Source organism: Bacillus sp. B25(2016b), assembly GCF_001679765.1.
Classification (GTDB): domain Bacteria; phylum Bacillota; class Bacilli; order Bacillales; family Bacillaceae_G; genus Bacillus_A; species Bacillus_A thuringiensis_K.
The window spans coordinates 3,570,349-3,596,279 of record NZ_CP016285.1 but is presented as its reverse complement, the minus strand read 5'-3'; the positions used below and the strand labels follow the sequence as shown (position 1 = coordinate 3,596,279).

Genomic DNA, 25,931 nt, shown 5'->3' with positions numbered 1-25,931 from the left:
ACCTTATTCGGTGGCATTTCCTCATTTTACTGCATGAGCTTTTTGCATCTTTTTAATTAAACGAATTTGTCCACGATGATTGATTTCATCTTCAAAAACGTGAAACCACTTAAAATAGTTATTTGCTGGTTTGTCATACCAAAAGTCTGTCGTTTTAAATAACCATTCATCAGGTAACGATTGAAAAGTCTCGATTGTTTTGGAACGTACTTCTTGTAATGTATTGATGTAAAATTCTATAGCGTTTCCTTTTATTTTCTCACGTCCAAGATCGCCTAATTCAATGCCAGGTAACCAGCGTTCTAATTCAGCCTCCGTTGGTTCACGGTCTTCAAAAGTATGAATCTGGTAGTAAAATTCAATAGCGGCCATATGGTACAATAACATGCCAATTGAATTTGTGTCCTTATCATATAAATAATCAAGTTCCTCAATTGTTAAACCTTCCACCGCTTGCATTGTTGTATAGCGAGCGTAATTCATCATGGAAACAAGATTTGAAAATTCAGACTGTAACCCATCTATCTTATCAATTACAAAATTCAATTTAAATTCCCCCTCTTAAACGATGACTCCAGAGAAAGAATTCTATGTGCAACGAAAAACTCCTTTAAAAAAGGTCGTGATTTCAACAAGGAATAACAATTAGTTCTCTATTTGATTTTGTAATAACTTCATAGCCTTCTTTTGTAATGACGATATCGTCTTCAATTCTACAACCGCCCCAGTTCGGAATGTAAATACCAGGTTCAACGGTAACAACCATACCTTCTTCTAAAGTAGCCGTACTTTCTTGAGATAAGCGAAGAGGTTCATGTATTTCTAACCCAAGACCATGACCAGTAGAGTGTCCAAAATATTGACCATATCCACAATCTGTAATGTATTTTCTTGTTACATCATCGATACTTTTCGCAGTTTCTCCAGGCTTAATCGCTTCAGTCCCACGTTTTAACGCTTCTCGTACAACATTGTATATTTTTTTGAATTCTTCCGATGGTTCCCCTATTGCTACAGTACGTGTTATATCGGAACAATATCCGTCGTAAAGTGCACCGAAGTCTAATGTAACGATATCCCCTCGTTCGATTATTTTATTTGATGCAACTCCATGGGGAAGTGAAGAACGAACGCCTGAGGCTACAATGATTTGGAATGAAGAAGATGTAGCCCCTTTTTTTCGCATGAAAAATTCTAATTCATCTCGTACAGCATTTTCACTTATTCCTGGTTTTAGAAACGTAAGAATGTGGTGAAATGCTTCGTCCGCGATATTAGCTGCAATTTTCATTGTTTCTATTTCAGGCGTGTCTTTAATGATACGAATATTTTCGATAATTTCGCACACTTGAATCATTTCCGCCTGCACGTATTTTTGCAAGTTTTTATATTGTTGCAATATCATGTTGTTTTCTTCAATTCCAAGTTTTTGAATGTTTAATTTCGATACTTGATGTGCAATTTCTTTTTCTAAATTTCCTTTATGCATAATAATTTCAGCATCTTTTATTTGTGATTTCGCTTGATCTACATAGCGGAAATCAGTGATAAAAACAGCTTGATCGGCAGAGATTAAGACGCCGCCAGCGCTACCTGTAAAGCCTGTTGCATATTGACGGTTTTCTTTCTTTGTAATAAGTAACCCGTCGATTCCGTAATTATGTAGTTGTTTTTGGATGTTAGTTATTCTTATATTCATTTTAATTCCTCCTTTTTACATTAATAAAGCAAGAATTGTGCCAATATATTTATTTAGAATAAAAGAGAAGAGGATAGCTGTGTGTCAAAAAAACTAGACGGATGTAAAATAAATATATATATAATTTTTACAGTAAGTTTTTATGTGAATGAACAATAATGTAAACTTGCAAACAAAATCTTTTTAATTTAAATATTATATTTTTTGTATAAATAAATTAAAAAATTGGTATAATAAGGGATTGTTACGTTTTTTTGTAGGTAAAGAGATGTAACGAAAAAATTGGGTTAAGGAATGTGAATGTATGAAGAAATTAAGTAAAGTAATGTCATTTTGTTTGGCCGCTAGTATGCTTGTTATAACGGGGTGTGAAACAAGTGAAAACAAAGTTCAAGTGAATAAAATGATTGAACAGCTTGATGAAGCGCCAGAAGTGACAGAAAAAGAAGCAAAAAAGATTGTAAGAAAGAGTGTAGATGGAATAGCAAACGCGTTTAGTGAGATGGAAAAAGAAAATGGATGGAGCCGAAATAATCCTGGGGATTTAGAGACAGTTAAAAAAGGAGTTAAGGGATTAGTTTCAAAAAAGTTTGTAGAGAATCAGCTTCCTGAATTGCTTAATAACTTTAATAGATCGAGAGAGACTGATATGTTACCATTCCCAAATTATTTTCAATCTGAAATAAGATTTTCTTCTTCACAAGATAAAGAAAATTTAACGGTACATACATTAAGTTTAGAAGATGAAATAGGTCATGCGGCCCAAGAATGGGAATTTCATTTGGTGTATAAAGAAGGGGAATGGTTAATGGATAAATGGTCATTCGTTTTTCCTGAAGATTTAAAACTTACAAAAGAAGAAGCAAATAGAATTTTACAAATGCCAGACGATAAGAATGTGTCATTTGTAAGTGAAGAAAATAGTGGCGATAAGAAATATATATTCAAAGATAGTAACGGATTAATTACTGTAAATGCGAAAACATCTCTTATTTCATACAATGTAGATGAAAATAGGTATGAAAAAGTAACGAAAGAAAGAAATATTCAAGAAACAGAACAAGTACAGAGAAAGGATTCCAGTGCGTATACAGGCTCAAAAGACGAGAAACAATCGCAAAAAGAATCTTCTTCAAAGATAGATAGAGCAAATGTTTTAAGCGAATTAGCTGCTATAGATAAACAAGAAAAACATACGAATGCTATGTCAACCAATGATATAGTAAATGAAATAGAAGGAAATTATGAACTGTGGGATAATAAACTAAATGAAATTTACAGTACATTAAAAAGTACGATGTCAGCTGATGCGTTCCAGTCGTTAAAAACGAAACAAATTGCGTGGGTTAAAGAAAAAGAAAGTAAAGTTAAAGCAATTGGTACTGATACAAATAATGGAACGATGAGGCGTATAGAAGCCTCAGAAGAGAAATATAAGATGACAAAAGCAAGATGTTATGAATTAGTAAATGGGTATATGAATTAGTGTGAACGAATATAAAAAATGCGCTGCATACAAGCAACGCATTTTTTTATTTACGCTTTTAATTTCATTACTGTATCAGCATCTGGTGTTACATATACGGTTTGCTGATTGTCATACGTAACAAAACCAAGTTTTGCACCACTCGGTTTTTTAACATGGCGTATTTTGGTGAAATCAACAGGTACAGAGCTAGACTCTTTTGCTTTACTGTAATAGGCAGCAATCTTGGCAGCTTCTAGTAAAGTTTCTTCAGCAGGCTCTAAAGAACGAATGACAACGTGAGAACCAGGTATGTCTTTCGTATGTAACCAAATTTCATCACGGCGGGCAAACTTCGTTGTTAAATAATCATTTTGTTTATTGTTTTTACCAACGAAAATCTCTGTGCCATCACTTGCTACATATTTATCTAATACTGGTTTAGTAGGCTTTTTCTTTGCGTTTTTTGTTTTACGATTGCGCACATAACCTTCTTCAGCTAATTCCTCACGAATTTCTTCAATATCTTTTGAAGAAGCAGCTTCCATTTGTTGAAGTAAGCTATCAAAATAAAGAATTTCTTCATTTGTTTTTTCGATTTGTTCTTCTACAACAACAACTGAATTTTTTGCTTTTTGATACTTTTGGAAATAGCGTTGTGCATTTTCAGATGGTGTTTTTAAAGGATCTAATGTGATTTTTACAGTTCCACCATTCTCATCGTAATAATTAACGACCTCAATATCTTTATCGCCCTTTTTTAAAGCGTACATATTGGCTGTAAGTAGCTCTCCAAATAGTTGATATTTATCTGCTTTTCCGGAATCTTGCAGTGTTTTTTCGAGTTTAATGAGTTTTTTCTCGTTTTTGTTTTTTTCGTTTTGCATAAAGCGTTCTAAATCATGAGCTTGTTGTTTTACACGATCACGTTCTGCTTTGCCAAAGAAGAAACGATCTAACAATTCGCTCACTGATGAGAATGTTTTTTCTTCTCCTTGCAAGTGTGTAAGAGGGAAAAGATAAAAGAATTCTTTTCCATTTGCAGTAATCATTGTAGGTGTATATGCATGAGATAGTAATGGTGTTTGTATAGAGAAAAATGCTTCTGATAATGCTTTCTCGTTTACCATACCGGCTTTCTTTACTATTTCTTTTGCAAATAATGGGGATATTCCCATGAAAGCACCGACGAGTTGTTTATCCATATTTCCAGATAGAAAGTCTAGCGGTCTAATAAAACCATCTGCGGTTTCAATTTGCAGAGGATTGATTTTATGTTGGGCTGGTGGCGCGACGTACTCAGCACCAGCATATACAGTTCGGTGACGGTTTACGGCTAATGAAACGTGTTTTAAGCTATCTAAAATCACGTTTGTTTTCGTATCTAATAAGATAATGTTACTATGTCGTCCCATTATTTCAATTACTAATGTTTTTAATGATTCGTCTCCGATTTCATTACGACTGCGAACTGTAATTTGAATAATGCGTTCTAAGTCGATTTGTTCAATTTTTTCAATAAATCCACCTTCTAAATGTTTGCGAAGAAGCATACAGAACATCGGCGGTATTGCTGGCGAATCGTAGTTTTGATTCGTTAAGTGCATACGCGCATATGTAGGATGAGATGAAAGAATTAGTTTTTGGTTCTTTCCATTCGCTCGAATATGTAATAAAATCTCGTATTTTGAAGGTTGATATATTTTGGAAATTCTTCCTGTGTAAAGAGAATTTTCAATTTCATGTGTAATCGCTCTTGTAAATAATCCATCGAATGCCATAAATGAACACTCCTTTCTAACTAAATGTTAATTATAGCATTTTTTTGGACGAGGCTGAATAAGCTTTCAATAGAGTATGTCTGGAATCAGGAGGTCGATAGCAGGATGAACTGGTATGGAATGCGAGCACACGAAGTGGAAGAAAGAACGAATACGAATGTAAAGGTTGGACTTACAGAGAAAGAAGCAGAAGGGCGAGTAAAGAAATTTGGTACTAATGAATTAGAAGAAGCAAAAAGGCCTTCTGCACTAATGGTATTTTTAGCACAGTTTAAAGATTTCATGGTACTCGTTTTGTTTGGAGCAACAATTGTTTCTGCGTTTTTAGGTGAATACATTGATTCTATTGCTATTGTTGCCATTGTTATTATCAATGGTATTCTCGGCTTTTTTCAAGAAAGAAAAGCTGAAAAATCATTGGAAGCTTTAAAGGAACTAGCCGCTCCGCAAGTTACTGTAATGCGGAATGGAAAGTGGGTAAAAGCACCATCTAAAGCACTTGTTTTAGGGGATATTATTAAGTTTTCCAGTGGTGATCGTATTGGGGCTGATGTGCGTCTTGTTGAGGCATCAAGTTTATATATTGAAGAGTCTGCTTTGACAGGGGAGTCCGTACCTGTACAAAAGAAGGTAGAAGCATTGCAAGGGCAAGATGTTGCAATTGGGGATCAAAAAAATATGGCTTTTATGGGGACAATGATTACGCGAGGATCTGGTACAGGAGTTGTTGTAGCAACTGGTATGAATACAGCGATGGGGCAAATTGCAAATATGTTGCAAAATGCAGAGCAAATGGAAACGCCACTGCAAAGAAGGTTAGAACAGCTCGGAAAAATATTAATTATTGTAGCTCTTATTTTGACAGCGCTCGTTGTATTGGCTGGTGTGTATCAAGGGAATGAAGTATATCATATGTTTTTAGCTGGCGTATCGCTAGCTGTTGCGGCTATTCCAGAAGGATTGCCAGCAATTGTTACAGTAGCTTTATCACTTGGTGTACAGCGTATGATAAAAAAGAGAGCAATTGTAAGGAAGTTACCGGCCGTAGAAACGTTAGGCTGCGCTTCTGTTATATGCTCTGATAAAACGGGAACAATGACGCAAAACAAAATGATGGTAACACATATGTGGTCAGGCGGAGAATTGTGGAAAGTGACAGGGCAAGGATATGAACCTAATGGCTCTTTTATGAAAGGTGAAAAAGAAGTGAATCCAGCTAAGACAAAATCACTTTATCAGCTACTTACATTTGGTTCACTATGTAACAATGCAAATATTATTCAAAAGAAAAAGGCGTACGTATTAGATGGAGATCCAACAGAGGGAGCGCTTGTAGCTGCAGCAATGAAAGCTGGGATAACACGTGAGGCGTTGAAAGGGAAATTTGAAATTATTCGTGAATTTCCCTTTGATTCAACTCGAAAAATGATGAGTGTTATTGTACGAGATCGAGAGGGGAAAAAGTTTATTGTTACGAAAGGAGCACCTGATGTTCTTTTGCAAATGAGTCAAACAATCTTATGGGGGGATAAGCAGCAGCCGTTAAGTGAGCTATATAGAAAAGAAGTACAGGCGGCTATTCATAGCTTAGGTAGTCAAGCGCTTCGAACAATTGCAGTTGCGTTTAAGCCTTTAAAAGTCACGGATTCTATTGAACATGAAAGAGACGTTGAAAAAGATTTTATGTTGGTTGGGATACAAGGTATGATTGACCCGCCAAGGCCAGAAGTGGCGCAGGCGGTAAAAGAGTGTAAAGAAGCTGGTATTCGAACAGTAATGATTACAGGTGATCATAAAGTGACAGCAATGGCGATTGCTGAACAATTAGGAGTTTTACCACCAGATGGACGCGTTGTTGAAGGCGTAGAACTCGCGAATATGGATGTGGAGGAATTAGAAAATGTTGTAGAAGATACGTATGTATTCGCTCGTGTATCACCTGAACATAAATTAAAAATTGTTAAGGCACTGCAAAATCAAGGACATATAGTAGCGATGACAGGTGATGGAGTGAACGATGCTCCAGCGATAAAAACAGCGGATATTGGGATAGCGATGGGAATTACAGGGACAGATGTTGCGAAAGAAGCCTCTTCACTTGTTTTACTAGACGATAATTTTGCTACAATTAAATCAGCAATTAAAGAAGGAAGAAATATATATGAGAACATACGTAAGTTCATTCGCTACTTATTGGCGTCAAATGTTGGAGAAATTTTAGTTATGTTATTTGCGATGTTACTTGCATTACCACTGCCGATGGTTCCTATTCAAATTTTATGGGTGAACTTAGTTACTGATGGTTTACCAGCGATGGCATTAGGTTTGGATAAGGCTGAAGGAGATGTGATGAAGAGAACACCGCGCCACCCGAAAGAAGGGGTATTTGCTAGAGGGCTTGCGTGGAAAATAATAAGTCGAGGTTTTTTAATTGGGGCAGTGACGTTAGTAGCGTTCATTATTGCGTATAACCAACATCCAAATGAACTGAAATATGCACAAACTGTAGCTTTTGCGACGTTGGTACTTGCTCAGCTTATTCATGTATTTGATTGTCGCAGTGAGCATTCTGTCTTTCACCGTAATCCATTTGGGAACGTGTATTTAGTAGGGGCGGTTATTATTTCGTTACTACTCATGCTAGTGGTTATATATTATCCACCGTTACAACCGATCTTTAGCACAATGCCGATACAAGCAAGAGATTGGTTATTAATTGGAGGTTTGTCATCAATTCCGACTTTCTTACTAGTAGGCTCTTTATTAACAGGGAAAAAGGCTAAGAAGAAAAAGTCGATGTTATATAAGAAGGGATTAAACTTGAAATAGTCAATGTTATGAAAATGTGATATAATTTACAGAAGGTAGTAGAGCCTTGTCTCTATTACCTTTTTCATTGAGTTATTTTATGGCTTGGATGTGATAAAAATGATTTCTAGTATGACAGGGTTTGGAAGATCGAAAGTAGAAAGTGATACTTTTCAAATTACAGTAGAAATGAAATCGGTGAACCACCGTTTTTTAGAGATGAGTATTCGACTTCCTAAGCAAATGATGGTATTTGAGGACAAAATTCGTAAAATAATTGCACAGCAAGTTCGACGTGGACGCATTGAAGTGTCTATTAGTATAGCGGGTGAAGGACTTGTTGAAAGAAAATTAAGTGTGAATTGGTCACTTCTTGAGCAGTACCAATCGATGATGGAAGATATAAAAGGGAAATTTCAATTACAAGATTCTATTACACTTCAGCAATTAATGGCAATGCCAGAAGTAACAGCAATTGAAGAAATAGAAAATGTAAATGAACATTTTGAGAACAGTTTATATGAGGCTGTTCGTCAAGCTGCTCATATGTTGAAAACGATGAGAGATGGCGAAGGAGAACGATTACATAAAGATATAGCGTATCGTTTACAAGAGATTAGCAATTGTGTAAATGCAATTATTCCACATGCACCAATTGTTACACAAAAATATCGTGAACGATTAGAAAATCGCTTAAAAGAATTACATAATCAAGATCTAGATGAACAAAGATTGCTAACAGAAGTCGCAATCTTTGCAGAGCGTTGTGATATTCATGAAGAGTTAGTTCGTTTGCAAAGTCATTTAGAGCAATTTCGTGAAACACTGCAGATTGAAGAGCCTGTTGGAAGGAAAATGGATTTCATCGTGCAAGAGATGCATAGAGAAATTAATACGATTGGTTCTAAGGCAAATGACTTAACAATTTCAAAATATGTTGTAGAAATGAAAAATAACCTTGAAAAAATTCGTGAACAAGTACAAAATATTGAGTAGCTTTCAAAAAATATGTAAAGTTATACGTGGTGGAGAAATCGGATAGACTTACTAGGAGGCGCAAACTATGGCCATGCGGTTTTTAAATATTGGATACGGAAATATTGTATCTGCTCATCGAATTATTGCTATTGTAAGTCCGGAGTCAGCTCCTATTAAACGAACAGTACAGGAAGCACGCGAACATAATGCTTTGCTTGATGCTACGTATGGGAGAAAAACAAGGGCGGTTATTGTTATGGATGATGGGCATGTTGTATTAAGTCCAATTCAACCAGAGACGATTGCACATCGTTTGAATAATAAAGAAGATTTAAGTGAGGAAGGGTAGGTTTTACATATTTATGAGAAGTAGAAGAGGATTGCTCATCGTTCTTTCAGGGCCTTCTGGGGTTGGAAAAGGGACGGTTCGTAAAGAGCTGTTTAGCCATGAGGATACACGTTTTCAGTACTCTATTTCAGTAACGACACGTAAGCCGCGTGAAGGTGAAGTAGATGGTGTGGATTATTTCTTTAAAGAAAGAGAAGAATTCGAGGAAATGATTCGTAATGAAAAATTACTTGAGTGGGCTGAGTTCGTAGGTAATTATTACGGAACACCGATTGACTATGTTGAAAAAACATTACAAGAAGGAAAAGATGTATTCTTAGAAATTGAAGTGCAAGGAGCAATTCAAGTTAAGAAAGCTTTCCCAGAAGGTGTATTTATTTTCTTAGCACCTCCAAGTTTATCTGAACTAAAGAGCCGTATTGTCGGACGTGGTACAGAGACTGAAGATGTTATTGAAAATCGTTTAACTGTAGCGAAAGAAGAAATCGAGATGATGGACGCTTACGACTATGTAGTAGAAAACGATCAAGTTAAATTAGCTTGTGATAGAATTAAAGCCATTGTGGTTGGCGAACATTGCCGCCGCGAAAGGGTAGCAAAATATTATAAAGAAATGACGGAGGGTCTATAATTATGTTAAATCCATCAATTGACTCATTACTACAAAAAATCGATTCTAAGTACACATTAGTAACAGTAGCTGCAAAACGCGCACGTGAAATGCAACTTGCTAATAACTGTGTTGTAGAAAAACCTGTTTCTCATAAATGTGTAGGTAAAGCATTAGAAGAAATCGATGCAGAAGCATTAAGCTACGTACCAAGTGAAGATAAAGTAGCTGAATAAGCCTTTGCCTTCGACAAAATAAAACATAGACTTTATAATTTTCTATGTAACGGTAACAACCTATTTACAAGTAGGTTGTTATTTTTTTACGAAAGGAATGAAATATTGGTACTGACGAGCTGAGAATTCTATTTCAGTATTATAAGTTTGAAAAAGAAAGAGGACGAGTCATATGCTAAAAGGGAAAAAGATACTTCTATGTGTAACAGGAGGCATTGCGGTTTTTAAAGCAGCTGCGTTAACAAGTAAATTGACACAATCTGGCGCGATTGTAAAAGTAATGATGAGTGAGTCGGCAATGAAGTTTGTTACGCCTCTTACATTCCAAGCGCTTTCTCGCCATGATGTATATACGGATACATTTGATGAGAAAGACTCAGCTGTTATCGCTCATATTGATTTAGCAGATTGGGCGGATGTTGTACTTGTCGCACCTGCTACTGCCAATTGTATTGGAAAGTTAGCTAGTGGTATTGCAGATGATATGATTACAACTACTTTGTTAGCTACTACAGCTCCGGTATGGATTGCGCCTGCTATGAATGTGCATATGTATGAAAATAAAATTGTTCAAAAAAATATGATGACATTGAAAACGCTAGGATATACATTTATTGAGCCTGGGGAAGGCTTTTTAGCATGTGGATATGTAGCGAAGGGACGACTAGAAGAACCTGAAGCAATTATTGCACGTTTAGAGGAAGCTTTCTCAGAACACAAACCATTGCAGGGAAAAAGAATATTAATAACTGCTGGCCCGACACGTGAAAAGGTTGATCCAGTTCGCTTTATGACGAATTTTTCTTCTGGAAAAATGGGGTATGCGATTGCGGAAGTGGCAGCGAATTTAGGCGCTGATGTTATACTCATTTCAGGACCGACAGCATTAAATCCACCGTTACATGTAACGACAGTGCAAGTGGAATCTGCACAAGATATGTTAGAAGCAGTTCTTCAACATTATCAAAACGTAGACGTTGTCATTAAAACAGCAGCAGTTGCAGATTATCGGCCGAAATATGTTCATGATAATAAAATGAAAAAGCAAAATGGTGATGCTGTCATTGAACTCGAAAGAACGGTGGATATTTTAAAAACGTTAGGTCAGAAAAAGAATAAACAGTTACTTATCGGTTTTGCTGCTGAAACGACAAATGTAGAGGAATATGCAACGAAAAAATTACGTGAGAAGAATGCAGATATGATTGTCGCGAATGATGTAAAAGCACAAGGAGCAGGATTTGGCACGGATACGAATATTGTAACAATGTATAGAAAAGATGGAAAAGTTATTGAGTTGCCACTTTTAATGAAAAAAGAGGTAGCTCGTGAAATATTGAAGCAAATTGAAATGATGTTAGAAGATGATCGTTTATGAAATTTGCAAGTGTAATTGTTGATGTACCTGCCCGTCAGACAGATCGATCATTTGATTACATTATCCCTAAAAAATGGGAAGATATTGTACAGACAGGAATGCGTGTAGTAGTTCCGTTTGGGCCAAGGAAATTGCAAGGTTTTATTATTGGGATTAAAGATTCGGTGGATGTAGAAAGTAAGAAGTTAAAGACAATCCATGAAATATTAGATGTAACACCGGTTTTAAATGATGAATTATTAAAGCTTGGATATTGGCTTACAAGTGAAACGTTATGCTACATGATTTCAGCTTTTCAAGTGATGCTTCCAACTGCGATAAAAGCAACATATAAAAAACGTCTACAACTTTGTAAACAGGCAGAACTAGCACCTGAAATACTATATTTATTTCAGGATAAAGAAGCAATTGATTTTGAAGTAATCGAGCAACAGCCACATTTATACCGGACTATTCAACAAGAAATTAAAAATGGTACGGTTGAAGTCGTTTATCAAGTGAAAGATAAGGTACAAAAGAAGAAGCAAAGAGTCGTACAACCGGAGTTGCCAGAAGATAAATTAGAATTAGCAGCATTTGAACTAAAAAGTAAAAAACAACAAGATGTACTTTATTATTTTGTGGAAAATTATAAAAGTGCACCGTTGAAAGTAATTACAGAAGAGTTACAAATAACAGATGCTCCAATAAAAGCACTTGTTAAAAAGGGATTCATTTCAGAAAAGTATGTGGAAGTATACCGAAATCCGTATGACGATGATGATTTTGAACAAACGAAACCATTTCCACTTACGGAGGAACAAAAACAAGTTATTACACCGATTTTATCATCAATTACAAATGAAACTTATAATCCATTTTTACTATATGGTGTTACAGGAAGTGGAAAGACAGAAGTATATTTACAATCTATAGCAGCAGTGCTAGAGAAAGGAAAAGAAGCTATCGTTCTTGTTCCTGAAATTGCACTAACGCCCCAAATGGTGGATCGTTTTAAAGGTAGGTTTGGCTCGCAAGTTGCAGTTCTTCATAGTGCGTTGTCTGTTGGAGAAAAGTATGACGAGTGGCGTAAGATTTTAAGAAAAGAAGTGAAAGTTGTAGTTGGTGCGCGTTCAGCTGTTTTTGCGCCTTTTGAGAATTTAGGGATTATTATTATTGATGAAGAGCATGAATCAAGCTACAAACAAGAAGATAATCCGAGGTATCATGCAAGAGATGTAGCTGTCTGGAGAGGGCAATATCATAAATGTCCTATCGTTCTCGGTAGTGCGACACCAACACTTGAATCGTTTGCAAGGGCGAAAAAGGGTGTTTATGAACTATTAACAATGGAAAAACGTATGAATGAACAAGCTTTACCAACGGTAGAGATTGTTGACATGCGAGAAGAACTTCGTGACGGGAATCGATCAATGTTTTCTAAGGCGCTGCATGAAAAAATAGTAGATCGATTAGAAAAGAAAGAACAAATGGTACTCTTTTTAAATAGAAGAGGTCATTCAACATTTGTAATGTGCCGTGATTGTGGATATGTTGTCCAATGTCCGCATTGTGATATTTCATTGACATATCATAAAATGAATCATCGTTTAAAATGTCATTACTGTAGTTACGAAGAGAATATGCCAACTGAGTGTCCAGCTTGTCAAAGTACATACATTCGTTTCTTTGGTACAGGTACACAAAAGGTAGAAGAAGAAATTACAAAACTATTTCCAGAGGCACGAGTCATTCGAATGGATGTAGATACGACAAGTCGAAAAGGAATGCATGAAAAATTATTAAAGGCGTTCGGGGAAGAAAAAGCAGATATATTACTCGGAACACAAATGATTGCTAAAGGATTAGATTTTCCGAAAGTAACGCTCGTTGGGGTTTTAACTGCAGATACGATGCTTCACTTACCTGATTTTCGGGCGAGTGAAAAGACATACCAGTTATTGACTCAAGTAAGTGGACGAGCGGGTAGACATGAATTGCCAGGGGAAGTTGTGATTCAAACGTATACGCCAGAACATTACAGTATAGAGTTAGCGAAGAACCAACAATATGATGTGTTTTTTGATCAAGAAATGCAAATGAGACGAACAAGACAATATCCCCCATATTACTATGTTGTACTCGTAACTGTATCTCATCCTGAATTATTAAAAGCGGTACAAGTGACGGAAAAAATTGCCTCGTATTTACGAACGCATTGCTCACAGCAAACAATGGTGCTAGGACCAGTTGCTTCAGCAATTCCAAGGATAAAAGATAGATATCGTTATCAATGCATGATAAAATACAAACGGGAACCAAACTTAAAGAACGTGCTCAAAATGGTAAATGAACATTATCAAGCAGAAATGCAAAAAGAGCTACAAATCTCAATTGATTTTAATCCAACAATGTTAATGTAGCGGAGGGAAATATGGCAGTTTTAGAAATAGTAAAGCATCCAAATGAAGTGTTAGAAACACCATGCGAAAGAGTAATTAACTTTGATAAAAAGTTAGTGAAATTGTTGAAAGATATGCATGAAACAATGTTAATTGCGGACGGAGTCGGTTTAGCTGCGCCTCAAGTAGGTGTAAGCTTGCAAGTAGCGATTGTTGATGTCGATGATGATACTGGGAAAATCGAGTTAATCAATCCATCAATATTAGAAAAACGTGGTGAACAAGTAGGTCCCGAAGGCTGTTTAAGCTTCCCGGGACTTTATGGTGAAGTAGAACGTGCCGATTATATTAAAGTAAGAGCGCAAAATCGCCGTGGGAAAGTATTCTTATTAGAAGCGGAAGGATTTTTAGCGCGTGCAATTCAACATGAAATCGATCATTTACACGGTGTTTTATTTACATCGAAAGTGACAAGATATTATGAAGAAAACGAACTAGAATAGGTGTTAAAAGGAGCGGTTTTTAAATGATAAAAGTAGTATTTATGGGAACACCGGACTTTTCAGTGCCGGTGCTTCGTCGTCTTATTGAAGATGGCTATGAGGTAGTAGGTGTTGTGACGCAACCTGATCGTCCAGTAGGTAGAAAAAAAGTATTAACCCCTACACCTGTTAAAGTTGAAGCGGAAAAACATGGTATCCCTGTGTTACAGCCGTTAAAAATTCGTGAAAAAGATGAATATGAAAAAGTATTGGCGTTAGAGCCAGATTTAATTGTAACAGCTGCATTTGGTCAGATTGTACCAAATGAAATTTTAGAAGCACCGAAGTATGGATGTATTAATGTCCACGCTTCTTTACTTCCTGAACTTCGTGGTGGTGCACCAATTCATTATGCAATTATGGAAGGTAAAGAAAAAACAGGTATTACAATTATGTATATGGTAGAAAAATTGGATGCTGGTGATATCTTAACGCAAGTGAAAGTGGAAATTGAAGAGCGTGAAACGACAGGCTCATTATTTGATAAATTAAGTGAAGCAGGAGCACACCTTCTATCTAAAACAGTGCCTTTATTAATTCAAGGTAAGTTAGAACCGATTAAACAAAACGAAGAAGAAGTAACGTTTGCGTACAATATAAAACGTGAGCAAGAGAAAATTGATTGGACAAAAACAGGTGAAGAAGTATACAATCACATTCGCGGATTGAATCCATGGCCAGTTGCTTATACAACTTTAGCAGGACAAGTTGTTAAAGTATGGTGGGGAGAAAAAGTACCTGTAACGAAATCAGCTGAAGCAGGTACGATTGTTGCAATCGAAGAAGATGGTTTTGTTGTAGCAACAGGTAATGAAACAGGTGTTAAAATTACCGAATTGCAACCTTCTGGTAAAAAGCGTATGAGTTGTTCACAATTTTTACGTGGAACAAAACCTGAAATTGGAACGAAGTTAGGAGAAAATGCATGAGACAAAATGTTCGTGAATTAGCTCTTGATGGTTTAATTCAAGTAGAAAAAAGTGGTGCATACAGTAACTTACTTTTAAATAATCTAATTGAAAAGAGTACAATTGATAGAAAAGATATTGGTTTATTAACTGAAATTGTATATGGAACGATTCAACGTCGTGACACATTAGATTATTATTTACAGCCTTTTTTAAAAAAGAAGGTTGAGGCGTGGGTAAGAGTATTGCTTCGCTTATCTTTATATCAAATGATTTATTTAGACCGAGTGCCAGAAAGAGCGGCTATTCATGAAGCGGTTGAGATTGCAAAGCGTCGCGGGCATAAGGGGATTGCTGGTATGGTGAACGGTGTATTACGTTCGATTCAGAGAGAAGGTGTACCTTCTGTAGATGAAATCAAGGATCCAGTAGAACGTCTTGCAATTACAACAAGTCATCCAGTTTGGCTTGTCCAAGAGTGGACTTCAGAATATGGTTTAGAAACTGCAGAAAAAATGTGCGAAGTAAACATGTTACCACCTGTACCAACAGCACGTGTGAATGTTGATAAGGTAACGGTAGAAGAAGCGATTGAGTTGTTGGCAAGTGAAGGTATAGAAGCAAAACGTGGTGACTTGTCAGATGATGCAATTCAGATTGAAAGAGGTAATGTAGCACATACAGAAGCATTTAAAAAAGGATTTCTTTCTATTCAAGATGAAAGTTCTATGCTTGTAGCACGTGCTTTAGAACCGAATACGGGAGATGCAGTTCTTGATAGTTGTGCTGCTCCAGGCGGAAAAACAACGCATATCGCCGAACGATTAAAGGGAACTGGTAAGGTCATGTCCCTTGATTTACATGCACACAAAGTACGTTTAATTAAACAGCAAGCAGAGCGACTGGGTCTAGAAAATGTCGAAACTAAAGCGCTAGATGCTAGAAAAGTGCAAGAGCACTTTGCAAATGAAACGTTTGATAAAATATTGGTAGATGCACCGTGTTCTGGATTTGGTGTAATTAGACGTAAACCTGATATTAAGTTAGGAAAAGATAAAGGCGATAGTGAAAGATTATCGACGATTCAAATTGCAATACTAGAAAAAATAGCACCATTATTAAAGCAAGGCGGTCGTCTTGTTTATAGTACGTGCACAATTGAGAAAATAGAAAATGAACAAGTAATAGAGAAGTTTTTACAAGAACATCCTGAATTTGAATGGGATACTACGCTAAAAGAGCGTATGCCAGAAAAATTAACTCCGTATATTGATGAAGGTCAAGTACAAATTTTGCCGCATTATTTTGCAACGGATGGCTTTTATATTGCTTGTTTAAGGAAGAAGGTGTAGCATCATGGAAACGACTGTAAGAAAACAAAAGAAAAATTTAGAAACGAAGAAACCATCAATTTACTCTTTACAACTTCATGAAATGCAAGATTGGTTAAAGGAACAAGGAGAACCGAAGTTCCGTGCTGGACAAATTTTTGACTGGTTATATAAAAAACGTGTAAAAAATTATGAGGATATGTCAAACCTTTCTAAAGGATTGCGTGATAAATTGTCGAATTCCTTTGATATTACTACTTTAAACACGTTAGTAAAACAAACGTCTTCGGATGGAACAATTAAATTCTTATTCCAATTATATGACGGATATTCTATTGAAACGGTATTAATGCGACACGAATATGGAAATTCCATTTGTGTAACAACGCAAGTTGGTTGTCGTATTGGGTGTACGTTCTGTGCTTCGACACTTGGTGGATTAAAGCGAAACCTAGAAGCTGGAGAAATTGTAGCGCAAGTAGTAGAAGTTCAGCGTGCGCTTGATGAAACAGAAGAACGTGTAAGTTCTCTTGTTGTTATGGGAATTGGAGAACCATTTGATAACTACGATAATTTAATGGGATTCTTACGCATCATTAACCATGAAAAAGGACTTCATATTGGTGCGAGACATATGACTGTTTCGACGAGTGGAATTATCCCGAAAATTTATAAGTTTGCTGAAGAAGATCTACAAATTAATTTTGCGATTTCATTGCATGCTCCAAACTCAGAATTACGTTCAAAATTAATGCCGATTAACCGTGCTTATAAATTACCAGATTTAATGGAAGCTATTAAATACTATGTAAATAGAACAGGGCGTCGTATTACTTTTGAATATGGATTATTTGGAGGAGAAAATGACCAAGTAGAGCATGCTGAAGAGCTTGCTGCGCTCTTAAAAGGTGTAAAATGTCATGTGAACTTGATTCCGGTAAACTACGTACCTGAACGTGATTATGTACGTACGCCACGTGAACAAATTTTCTTGTTCGAGAAAACGTTAAAAGATCGTGGAGTGAATGTAACGATTCGCCGTGAACAAGGTCATGATATTGATGCAGCCTGCGGTCAGTTGCGTGCGAAGGAGCGCAAAGAAGAGACGAGGTGACGAGATGAAAGCCGTATTTCTATCGGATAAAGGAAAAGTTCGTCAACATAATGAAGATAGTGCAGGAGTTTTTCACAATTTAGATGGAAATGTATTAGCGGTAGTAGCAGATGGAATGGGAGGTCATCGAGCTGGTGATGTAGCTAGCTCGATGGCCATTCAATTATTCCATGATTATTGGAAGCAAACACATAATATGAATGAGCCGAAAAAAGTAGAACAATGGTTACATACTAGTGTTGGGATTATTAATGAGCGTATATATGAATACGCTCAGCAAAATGCGGAATGTAATGGTATGGGAACAACGCTTATAATAGCTGTTTGTACACCAAGCTTTGTGACAATAGGGCATATAGGAGATAGTCGTTGCTATATGGTATCAGAAGGAGAAATGACTCTAGTAACGGAAGATCATTCACTTGTAAATGAGCTTGTGAAACATGGTGAAATTTCGAAGGAAGACGCAGAGTATCATCCGAAAAAGAATGTGTTATTAAGAGCATTAGGAACAGAAGAAAAAGTTGGGTTAGATGTTAAAACGTTGGTGATTGAGGAAGATGATCAATTACTTCTTTGCTCTGATGGGTTATCAAACAAAGTTTCTATTGATGATATGCGACAAATTTTACAGTTAAATGAACAGCTTGAAGGTAAAGGGCAGCAACTCATTCAATTGGCAAATGATCGCGGTGGAGAAGATAATATCACACTTGTTCTTATTGATTATGCGGGTTCGACAAACGAAAGTAGGTGAAGTGCAACGTGCTGATTGGAAAACGCTTAAATGACCGTTATAAGCTGCTGAAAATGATTGGTGGTGGCGGAATGGCCAATGTATATTTAGCTCATGATGATATACTTGGCCGAGATGTAGCGGTAAAAATATTAAGACTCGACTACTCAAATAACGAAGAGTTTATTAAACGTTTCCATCGAGAAGCGCAGTCTGTTACAACGTTGTCGCATCCAAATATTGTGAATATGTATGATGTCGGAGAAGAAGATGGTATATACTATCTTGTCATGGAATATGTACCAGGGCAAACATTGAAGCAATACATAATTGAGCGAGGGATGTTACCTATAGGAGAAGCTCTTGATATTATGGAGCAGTTAACATCCGCTATGGCACATGCCCATCATTTTGAAATTGTGCATCGTGATATAAAGCCGCACAATATTTTAATTCGAGCTGATGGAATAATAAAAGTAACAGATTTTGGAATTGCGACAGCTACAAGTGCGACAACAATTACACATACAAATTCAGTGCTCGGTTCAGTCCATTATTTATCACCAGAACAGGCACGTGGCGGGATAGCAAATAAACAATCAGATATCTATTCTCTGGGGATAGTTATGTTTGAATTGTTAACAGGAAGACAACCGTTTTCTGGCGAATCTGCTGTTGCTATAGCTTTAAAACATTTACAAAGTGAAATCCCATCACCAAAAAGATGGAATGAAAATATTCCGCAAAGTGTTGAAAATATTATATTAAAAGCAACTGCAAAAGATCCGTTCCATCGATATCAATCTGCCAATGCGATGAAGCGAGATATTGAAACTGCGCTATATCCAGAGAGGATAAATGAGCAACCATTTTACATACCAGAAGATATGGAAGCGACGAAAGCGATTCCGATTATTCAACAAGAACAATTATTTGAAAATGTAAGTGATGAAACAATTGTTTTAAAAGGGAGTAAGGTGGAAGAACCGGTAAGAGCAGAAGCAGCTAAGTTAGATAAGAAGAAAAAAAGGAGTAACAAGTGGCTTAAAGTTTTAATTTCAACATTTTTATTTTTAGCAATAGGAATAACATTAGCGCTTACGGTTATTCCAGGATTATTTATTCCGAAAGATGTGAAAGTTCCTGATGTGGCTGGTATGAAATACACGACAGCTGTAAATACATTAGTAGAAAAGGGCTTTGAGGTGACGGAGCCTAATATTGTATATACAGATGATGTTGAAGTTGGGGATGTAATAAAAACGGACCCTGTAGCAGGAAGAGTGGTAAAAGAAAACGCTAAAATTACTATCTATCAATCAGGTGGAAAAAAGAAAAGTAAGATGGCGAATTTCACAGGGCAAAACTTTGAGAGTGTAAAAGCTGAGTTAGAAGAAAAATATAAACAAGTTACAGTAAATTATATTGAAAATGATAAGCCGAAAGGTGAAATTGTAGAGCAAATTCCGACGCCTGATCAAATGGTTATAGAAGCGGAGCAAGAACTGAAAATCTGGGTAAGTAAAGGTCCTTATCAAATTAGACCAGGTGACTTTTCGGGGTGGACTGAAAATAGTGTAACTGGTTATTTGAATGAGAGAAAACTAACGTCAGATATAAAACGAGAGTATTCAGATACAGTCGAAAAAGGACTTGTAATTTCGCAATTTCCAAAACCAGGTACACCATTAAAAGAGGGAGATAAAGTAACTATTATTATCTCTGATGGTCAAAAACCTAAAGTGACTAAAACGGTAAAAGTGGACAATATCTCTATCCTATATGAGCCTGCTGTAACAGGTGAAAAAAAACCGCAAACAATAGAAATTTATAAAGAAGACATGCAGCAAAAAATGGATAGACCGGTTGAAACGAGAACAATTACTGAATCAGCGACTATTTCTTTAGAATTTGTAATTCAAGAAGGTTCAAAGGGACACTATAAAATTGTACGAGATGGAGTAACGATTATTGATAAAGAAGTACCATATCCAACTCAATAATAGTGAAAGTCTACTTATTATTATTATTATTATTATTATTGCCTGTTATGCTGTCTACAAAGTGGACGGTATAGCAGGCAAAAATATATGATTCAAAAAGCTAGTAAAGTGATGCAGCTGTAAATATTTTTTTGCATTTAATGGGAAATTTAATGTATATTAGCGAAAGTATATATGGTAGGTTTTGAAATCTTTATTTGGAAAAATTAAATCCATTCATTTTTAAATTCAGCATCACCTTATACAAAAAAAGGAGAATTCTATGCCAGAAGGAAAAATTATAAAAGCTTTAAGTGGGTTTTATTACGTGCAGCATGAAGAAGGGGTTACGCAATGTCGTGGGCGAGGTGTATTTAGAAAAAATAAAATTACACCACTTGTAGGAGACCAAGTTGTTTTTCAGGCAGATAATCCAACTGAAGGTTATGTGCTTGAAGTGTTTGATCGGAAAAATGAACTTGTTAGACCTCCTATTGCTAATGTCGATCAAGCGATCCTTGTGTTCTCTGCAGTAGAACCAGATTTTAACCCTGGACTGTTAGATCGATTTTTAGTGCTGATTGAATATCATAACATTAAGCCAATTATTTGTATTAGCAAGATGGATTTAGTAGATGAAAAGATGAAAGCAACTGTTGAAGCTTATGCGAATGATTATCGTGAGATGGGTTATGATGTTTTATTTACTTCTATTAATACGTCAGAAAGTATTGATATATTAAAACCATACTTAGAAAATTGTGTTTCTGTCGTTGCGGGTCAATCTGGTGTTGGGAAATCTTCAATGCTTAATGTGCTACGTCCAGAATTAGAGCTGAAAACAAATGATATTTCCTCCCATTTAGGACGCGGGAAGCATACGACAAGACACGTAGAATTAATTGCAATTGGGAGTGGGCTAGTAGCAGATACACCGGGTTTTAGTTCACTAGATTTCATTGATATAGAAGTAGAAGATCTTACATATTGTTTTCCAGAGTTGAAAGAAGCGAGCCAATACTGTAAATTTAGAGGGTGTACACATCTTTCTGAACCGAAATGTGCGGTGAAAGCTGCGGTTGAAGAAGGGAAGATTACAGAATATCGCTATAAGAACTATAAACAATTCGTAGAAGAAATTAGAGAGAGAAAGCCGAGGTATTAGTTATGATTAAAATTGCACCATCGATTTTATCAGCAGATTTTTCAAAATTAGGGGAAGAGATTAAAGATGTAGAAAAGGGCGGAGCGGATTACATTCACGTTGACGTAATGGATGGACATTTCGTACCAAATATTACGATTGGACCGTTAATTGTAGAAGCAATCCGTCCGATTACATCATTACCATTAGATGTACATTTAATGATTGAAAATCCTGATAACTATATCCCGACTTTCGCACAAGCGGGAGCGGATATTATTACTGTTCACGTAGAGGCGTGTCCGCATCTACATCGTACAATTCAGTTAATTAAATCTCATGGCATTAAAGCAGGTGTTGTATTAAATCCACATACGCCAGTTTCAGTGATTGAGCATGTATTAGAAGATATAGATATGGTATTACTTATGACAGTAAACCCTGGATTTGGTGGACAGAAGTTTATCCATTCTGTATTACCGAAAATTAAACAAGTTGCAGACATGGTGAAAGAGCGCAATCTAGAAGTAGAAATTGAAGTTGATGGTGGTGTAAATGCTGAAACAGCAAGACTTTGTGTGGAAGCGGGAGCAAATGTACTTGTAGCTGGGTCAGCAGTATACAATCAAAAAGACCGCGGTGAAGCAATTCGCGTAATTCGTGGGTAGTGATGAACTTTTATCCTAGTAAGGTATTTATAGGATAGGGTAAAAATACGTAAAAAGGCAATCTACCGAATGGCAGATTGCCTTTTTACAATGGAAGGGGAAGAAAAAATGATTATTCATATTTTGGCAGGAGGACCTTCGGAATATTGCGCAGATTTTGCTCGATATGAGAATGAGGAAGTAGTATGGGCAGCGGTTGATAGGGGAGTATACCGTCTATTAAAGAAAGGGATTACACCGGCTGTTGCGTTTGGAGATTACGATTCAGTTACTGAAGAAGAATTAGTATGGATGGGACAGCAAACGAACGAATTACATATTGTTCCGCGAGAAAAAGATCAAACGGATTTAGAAATTGCAATCAACTGGGCATTAGAACAGAAGCCGGCACTAATTCGTATTTTTGGTGCTACCGGTGGAAGGCTTGATCACGGTTTGGCAAATATACAGATGCTTTTAAAAGGGTTAGAAGTAGAGATAGAAATGTGTATTGTGGACAATAAAAATGAAATAACAGTTAAAAAAGTGGGTACACATATAATTGAAGAAAATAAAAATTTTCCTTATGTATCTTTTGTACCAGTTACTGAAATAGTGGAAGGGATTACATTGTTTGGTTTTAAGTACCCTCTTACTAATAAAACAATAGAGTGGGGATCAACACTTTGTATTAGTAACGAACTCGTTGAGGAAAAAGGTACTTTTTCATTTACTTCTGGCATATTAATGTTGATAAGAAGCACTGATTGAAGAAACAATTTTGCTCCTTACATCATATAGTGACCAAGTGGAGTAATGGGGATTAGGAGGGAAACCATGAGATTTTATACAATTAAGTTACCTAAATTTCTTGGTGGAATAGTTCGTGCAATGTTAAATACCTTTAAAAAAGATTAAAAAAAGCACCTATCACCGGTGCTTTTTCCATTGTTATAGTAAAAAAAGAGCCTATTGGCTCTTTTTTTTATTATTAAACACGTTCGATTTTGCCAGATTTTAATGCTCTAGCAGAAACGTAAACACGTTGAACTTTTCCGTCGATGCGTACGCGAACTTTTTGAAGGTTAGCGCCCCACTTACGTTTTGTAGCGTTCATTGCGTGAGAACGAGAGTTACCAGAACGAGCTTTTCTTCCAGTAATAGCACAAACACGAGCCATTTATATTTCCCTCCCTTGATACCTTACCATACGTAATTTTTCAATGTTAGTCTTTTATGCGATGCTAAAAACACTACTATAATTTAACACAACTAAAAAGAGAATGCAACACCGTAGAAAAAAGAAATCAAGAAAATTTACTTGACACTATATGTCAATGAAGAAAAGTTGAAATCCATAAAAATTGCTTGACATATTATAGTGGTACATGTTGTATAATAACAATGGACTATTTTGCTCATCATAAAAAAGTGTAATTTAAAACATAAAATATGAGAGTGAAAAGAAAGAACGATGGAATTTTCTTTAAAAAGATTATATGATAGTAACTAAAGTAGTCTAGCTCACTTTCACCATTTATGAAGGGGGAAACGAGATGTCAATTGAAATTAAAACGAAGTACGGTCAAATTGATATTAGTACAGATGTAATTGCAACAATTGCTGGAGGTGCCGCGGTAGATTGCTACGGTATCGTAGGTATGGCATCAAAAAATCAGTTAAAAGATGGATTAACAGACATTTTACGAAAAGAAAACTTTACTAGAGGTGTTATTGTTCGTAAAGATGAAGATGAAGTACATATTGATATGTATATTATTGTGAGCTATGGTACGAAAATTTCAGAAGTGGCACATAATGTGCAGACGAAAGTGAAATATACATTAGATCAAACTGTAGGACTAGCAGTAGATTCTGTAAACATCTACGTACAAGGAGTTAAAGTAATAAACTTGTAATGTGCATTAAGGAGGAAAATCTGTGTCAATTCAAAAAATTGATGGAAAACGTTTATCACAAATGATCATGCAAGGAGCGAATAATTTAACAAACAATGTTCAGCTTGTTGATGCATTAAACGTATTTCCAGTTCCAGATGGCGATACCGGTACAAACATGAACTTATCTATGACTTCAGGTGCGCGTGAAGTGAAAGCAAACCCTTCACAGCATGCTGGTAAAGTCGGCGTAAGTTTAGCCAAAGGATTATTAATGGGAGCTCGTGGTAACTCTGGAGTTATTTTATCTCAGTTGTTCCGTGGTTTCTCTAAATCCATTGAACAAAAAGAAGAATTAACAACAGTTGATTTTGCTGCAGCACTAGAAGCTGGAGTAGAGGCGGCTTATAAAGCGGTTATGAAACCGATTGAAGGAACGATTTTAACGGTTGCAAGAGAAACGGGTAAATATGCAGTAACAGTTGCGAAAAAACAGCGCGACTTTGTTTTGTTTATGGAAGACGTTGTGAAAGAAGCAAACGCATCGTTAAATCGTACGCCAGATTTATTACCTGTATTAAAACAAGTTGGCGTTGTAGATAGCGGTGGTAAAGGTCTTGTAGTGGTATACGAAGGATTTTTAGCTGACTTAAAAGGAGAAACGATTTCTTCTGATGCACCGACGCAACCATCTATGAATGAAATGGTACGCGCAGAACATCACCGTAGTGTACAAAGCCAATTGAGTACAGAAGATATTAAGTATGGATATTGTACGGAGTTCATGGTGAAATTAGAGGCTGAAAAGGTGAAAGAGCATAATTTCTCTGAACAAAAATTCCGTGAAGATATTAGTGTATATGGTGATTCTCTACTAGTTGTGTCTGATGATGAAATTGTAAAAGTTCATATCCATGCAGAACATCCTGGAGACGCTATGAACTACGGACAAAAATACGGTAGTTTAATTAAGATTAAAGTAGAAAATATGCGTGAACAGCATACTGCTTTATTAGATGAACCTACTATGGTTCCTGAACAACCAGCTCAATCGAAAGAAAAACAACCATATGGTATCGTAACTGTAGCTATGGGGTCTGGTATTAAAACTTTATTTGAGAGCATCGGTGCAACGAAAGTTATCGAAGGTGGTCAAACGATGAATCCAAGTACGGAGGATATCGTGAAGGCAATTGAAGAAGCAAATGCTGAAAAAATCATTATTTTACCGAATAACGGAAATATTGTAATGGCAGCAGAACAAGCGGCATCAGTTGTAGATCAAGAAGTTATTGTTGTTCGTTCGAAAACAGTTCCTCAAGGTATGGCAGCAATGTTAGCATTTAACCCAGTTGGAACGTTAGAAGAGAATGAAGAAAATATGCAAGAAGCTTTATCTCATGTGAAAACAGGTCAAATTACGTATGCTGTACGTGATACGGAAATTGATGGTGTAGCAATTCAAAAAGATGACTTCATGTGTATTGCAGATGGGAAAATTGTATCTACAAATGCTGAAAAAGTAGGAGCTGCGAAGCAATTACTAGAAGCGCTTATTGATGAAGATTCTGAAATCGTAACGATTCTACAAGGTGAGGATGCAACTGACGAAGAAGTAGCAGAGTTAGTTGAATTTGTAGAAGAGAAATTTGAAGATGCAGAAGTAGAAGTGCATGCTGGAAACCAACCAGTGTATTCTTTCATCTTCTCTGTAGAATAAGATAAGATTCGTTTTGAAAATAAATGGATTACTTACTTGCTAATGGATAAGAAGTAGTAATATGAAGTTTATTACTAGTTTTTATTCAAAAGGCTAGCATATTGAAGAGAGAAAAGAGCCTTGCTGCTAATAGTGAGGCTCTTTTTTACTTGTTTTATATAAGGGATTTGAGTAGTTTCTCTTAGAATGCCTATGATAGAATATATAAGGTGAAAGAGAGCGAT

Annotated in this window: 24 protein-coding genes; 20 read left to right on the top strand and 4 right to left on the bottom strand. The window is 36.2% G+C overall.

Features of this window, described 5'->3' with window-relative positions; genetic code table 11:
• Positions 1 to 21: 21 nt before the first annotated feature.
• Both BAQ53_RS18190 and BAQ53_RS18185 read right to left on the bottom strand, forming a co-directional pair.
• Positions 22 to 546 (bottom strand): DinB family protein, encoded by a 525-nt coding sequence (locus BAQ53_RS18190; protein WP_001012046.1) that lies wholly within the window; start codon positions 544 to 546, stop codon positions 22 to 24.
• Positions 547 to 628: 82 nt separating this feature from the next.
• Positions 629 to 1,699: a M24 family metallopeptidase gene (locus tag BAQ53_RS18185; protein ID WP_001026207.1), complete on the bottom strand. Its 1,071-nt coding sequence runs from the start codon at positions 1,697 to 1,699 to the stop codon at positions 629 to 631.
• 304 nt (positions 1,700 to 2,003) lie between these two features.
• On the opposite strand from BAQ53_RS18185, the gene BAQ53_RS18180 reads away from it, so the two are divergent.
• Positions 2,004 to 3,185, top strand: a complete 1,182-nt coding sequence (locus BAQ53_RS18180) for a lysozyme inhibitor LprI family protein (protein WP_208906152.1) — start codon at positions 2,004 to 2,006, stop codon at positions 3,183 to 3,185.
• Positions 3,186 to 3,235: 50 nt separating this feature from the next.
• Here BAQ53_RS18180 and BAQ53_RS18175 read toward each other — a convergent pair whose 3' ends face one another.
• Positions 3,236 to 4,945 (bottom strand): Rqc2 family fibronectin-binding protein, encoded by a 1,710-nt coding sequence (locus BAQ53_RS18175; RefSeq protein ID WP_208906151.1) that lies wholly within the window; start codon positions 4,943 to 4,945, stop codon positions 3,236 to 3,238.
• A gap of 105 nt (positions 4,946 to 5,050) precedes the next feature.
• Here BAQ53_RS18175 and BAQ53_RS18170 point away from each other — a divergent pair, with 105 nt between their 5' ends.
• The 17 genes from BAQ53_RS18170 (at position 5,051) to spoVM (ending at position 23,007) form a co-directional block, all read left to right on the top strand.
• Positions 5,051 to 7,774 (top strand): calcium-translocating P-type ATPase, SERCA-type, encoded by a 2,724-nt coding sequence (locus BAQ53_RS18170; RefSeq protein ID WP_001104779.1) that lies wholly within the window; start codon positions 5,051 to 5,053, stop codon positions 7,772 to 7,774.
• A gap of 99 nt (positions 7,775 to 7,873) precedes the next feature.
• Positions 7,874 to 8,749 carry a YicC/YloC family endoribonuclease gene (locus BAQ53_RS18165; protein WP_000625869.1) on the top strand — a complete coding sequence of 292 codons (876 nt, stop codon included), beginning with the start codon at positions 7,874 to 7,876 and terminating at the stop codon, positions 8,747 to 8,749.
• Positions 8,750 to 8,816: 67 nt separating this feature from the next.
• Positions 8,817 to 9,080 (top strand): extracellular matrix/biofilm regulator RemA, encoded by a 264-nt coding sequence (remA, locus tag BAQ53_RS18160; RefSeq protein WP_001251456.1) that lies wholly within the window; start codon positions 8,817 to 8,819, stop codon positions 9,078 to 9,080.
• 13 nt (positions 9,081 to 9,093) lie between these two features.
• Positions 9,094 to 9,711 (top strand): guanylate kinase, encoded by a 618-nt coding sequence (gene gmk / locus BAQ53_RS18155; protein ID WP_046946440.1) that lies wholly within the window; start codon positions 9,094 to 9,096, stop codon positions 9,709 to 9,711.
• Positions 9,712 to 9,713: 2 nt separating this feature from the next.
• Positions 9,714 to 9,926, top strand: coding sequence for a DNA-directed RNA polymerase subunit omega (rpoZ, locus tag BAQ53_RS18150; protein WP_000933960.1), 213 nt, complete (start codon positions 9,714 to 9,716; stop codon positions 9,924 to 9,926).
• A gap of 172 nt (positions 9,927 to 10,098) precedes the next feature.
• Positions 10,099 to 11,304 (top strand): bifunctional phosphopantothenoylcysteine decarboxylase/phosphopantothenate--cysteine ligase CoaBC, encoded by a 1,206-nt coding sequence (coaBC, locus tag BAQ53_RS18145; protein WP_000911760.1) that lies wholly within the window; start codon positions 10,099 to 10,101, stop codon positions 11,302 to 11,304.
• Positions 11,301 to 13,706, top strand: coding sequence for a primosomal protein N' (priA, locus tag BAQ53_RS18140; RefSeq protein ID WP_208906150.1), 2,406 nt, complete (start codon positions 11,301 to 11,303; stop codon positions 13,704 to 13,706). Before coaBC ends, priA begins: the two co-directional genes overlap by 4 nt.
• A gap of 11 nt (positions 13,707 to 13,717) precedes the next feature.
• The gene (gene def, locus BAQ53_RS18135) at positions 13,718 to 14,188 is read left to right on the top strand and encodes a peptide deformylase (RefSeq protein ID WP_000279463.1); all 471 of its coding nucleotides are present in this window, start codon (positions 13,718 to 13,720) and stop codon (positions 14,186 to 14,188) included.
• A gap of 23 nt (positions 14,189 to 14,211) precedes the next feature.
• The gene (gene fmt / locus BAQ53_RS18130) at positions 14,212 to 15,156 is read left to right on the top strand and encodes a methionyl-tRNA formyltransferase (protein WP_208906149.1); all 945 of its coding nucleotides are present in this window, start codon (positions 14,212 to 14,214) and stop codon (positions 15,154 to 15,156) included.
• Positions 15,153 to 16,487, top strand: a complete 1,335-nt coding sequence (gene rsmB / locus BAQ53_RS18125; RefSeq protein ID WP_001249684.1) for a 16S rRNA (cytosine(967)-C(5))-methyltransferase RsmB — start codon at positions 15,153 to 15,155, stop codon at positions 16,485 to 16,487. Before fmt ends, rsmB begins: the two co-directional genes overlap by 4 nt.
• A gap of 4 nt (positions 16,488 to 16,491) precedes the next feature.
• A complete protein-coding gene (rlmN, locus tag BAQ53_RS18120) occupies positions 16,492 to 17,580 on the top strand; it encodes a dual-specificity RNA methyltransferase RlmN (RefSeq protein ID WP_000450541.1) in 1,089 nt (362 codons plus the stop codon).
• A gap of 4 nt (positions 17,581 to 17,584) precedes the next feature.
• Complete coding sequence (locus BAQ53_RS18115; RefSeq protein WP_000648704.1) at positions 17,585 to 18,337, top strand: Stp1/IreP family PP2C-type Ser/Thr phosphatase; 753 nt, start codon at positions 17,585 to 17,587, stop codon at positions 18,335 to 18,337.
• Between the two features lie 8 nt (positions 18,338 to 18,345).
• Entirely contained in the window at positions 18,346 to 20,319 is a 1,974-nt protein-coding gene (gene pknB, locus BAQ53_RS18110; RefSeq protein ID WP_151521867.1) for a Stk1 family PASTA domain-containing Ser/Thr kinase, read from the top strand.
• Between the two features lie 262 nt (positions 20,320 to 20,581).
• Complete coding sequence (gene rsgA / locus BAQ53_RS18105) at positions 20,582 to 21,463, top strand: ribosome small subunit-dependent GTPase A (protein WP_001113932.1); 882 nt, start codon at positions 20,582 to 20,584, stop codon at positions 21,461 to 21,463.
• 2 nt (positions 21,464 to 21,465) lie between these two features.
• Positions 21,466 to 22,110 carry a ribulose-phosphate 3-epimerase gene (gene rpe / locus BAQ53_RS18100; protein WP_000589974.1) on the top strand — a complete coding sequence of 215 codons (645 nt, stop codon included), beginning with the start codon at positions 21,466 to 21,468 and terminating at the stop codon, positions 22,108 to 22,110.
• A 69-nt stretch (positions 22,111 to 22,179) separates the two neighbouring features.
• Positions 22,180 to 22,860, top strand: coding sequence for a thiamine diphosphokinase (locus BAQ53_RS18095; RefSeq protein WP_000752664.1), 681 nt, complete (start codon positions 22,180 to 22,182; stop codon positions 22,858 to 22,860).
• Between the two features lie 66 nt (positions 22,861 to 22,926).
• The gene (gene spoVM, locus BAQ53_RS18090) at positions 22,927 to 23,007 is read left to right on the top strand and encodes a stage V sporulation protein SpoVM (RefSeq protein ID WP_001213599.1); all 81 of its coding nucleotides are present in this window, start codon (positions 22,927 to 22,929) and stop codon (positions 23,005 to 23,007) included.
• A gap of 73 nt (positions 23,008 to 23,080) precedes the next feature.
• On the opposite strand, the gene rpmB is transcribed toward spoVM, so the two are convergent.
• Entirely contained in the window at positions 23,081 to 23,269 is a 189-nt protein-coding gene (gene rpmB / locus BAQ53_RS18085) for a 50S ribosomal protein L28 (protein ID WP_000124776.1), read from the bottom strand.
• Between the two features lie 376 nt (positions 23,270 to 23,645).
• Here rpmB and BAQ53_RS18080 point away from each other — a divergent pair, with 376 nt between their 5' ends.
• Entirely contained in the window at positions 23,646 to 24,008 is a 363-nt protein-coding gene (locus BAQ53_RS18080) for an Asp23/Gls24 family envelope stress response protein (RefSeq protein ID WP_000021109.1), read from the top strand.
• 22 nt (positions 24,009 to 24,030) lie between these two features.
• Complete coding sequence (locus tag BAQ53_RS18075) at positions 24,031 to 25,707, top strand: DAK2 domain-containing protein (RefSeq protein WP_000027129.1); 1,677 nt, start codon at positions 24,031 to 24,033, stop codon at positions 25,705 to 25,707.
• The last annotated feature ends 224 nt before the right edge of the window (positions 25,708 to 25,931 follow it).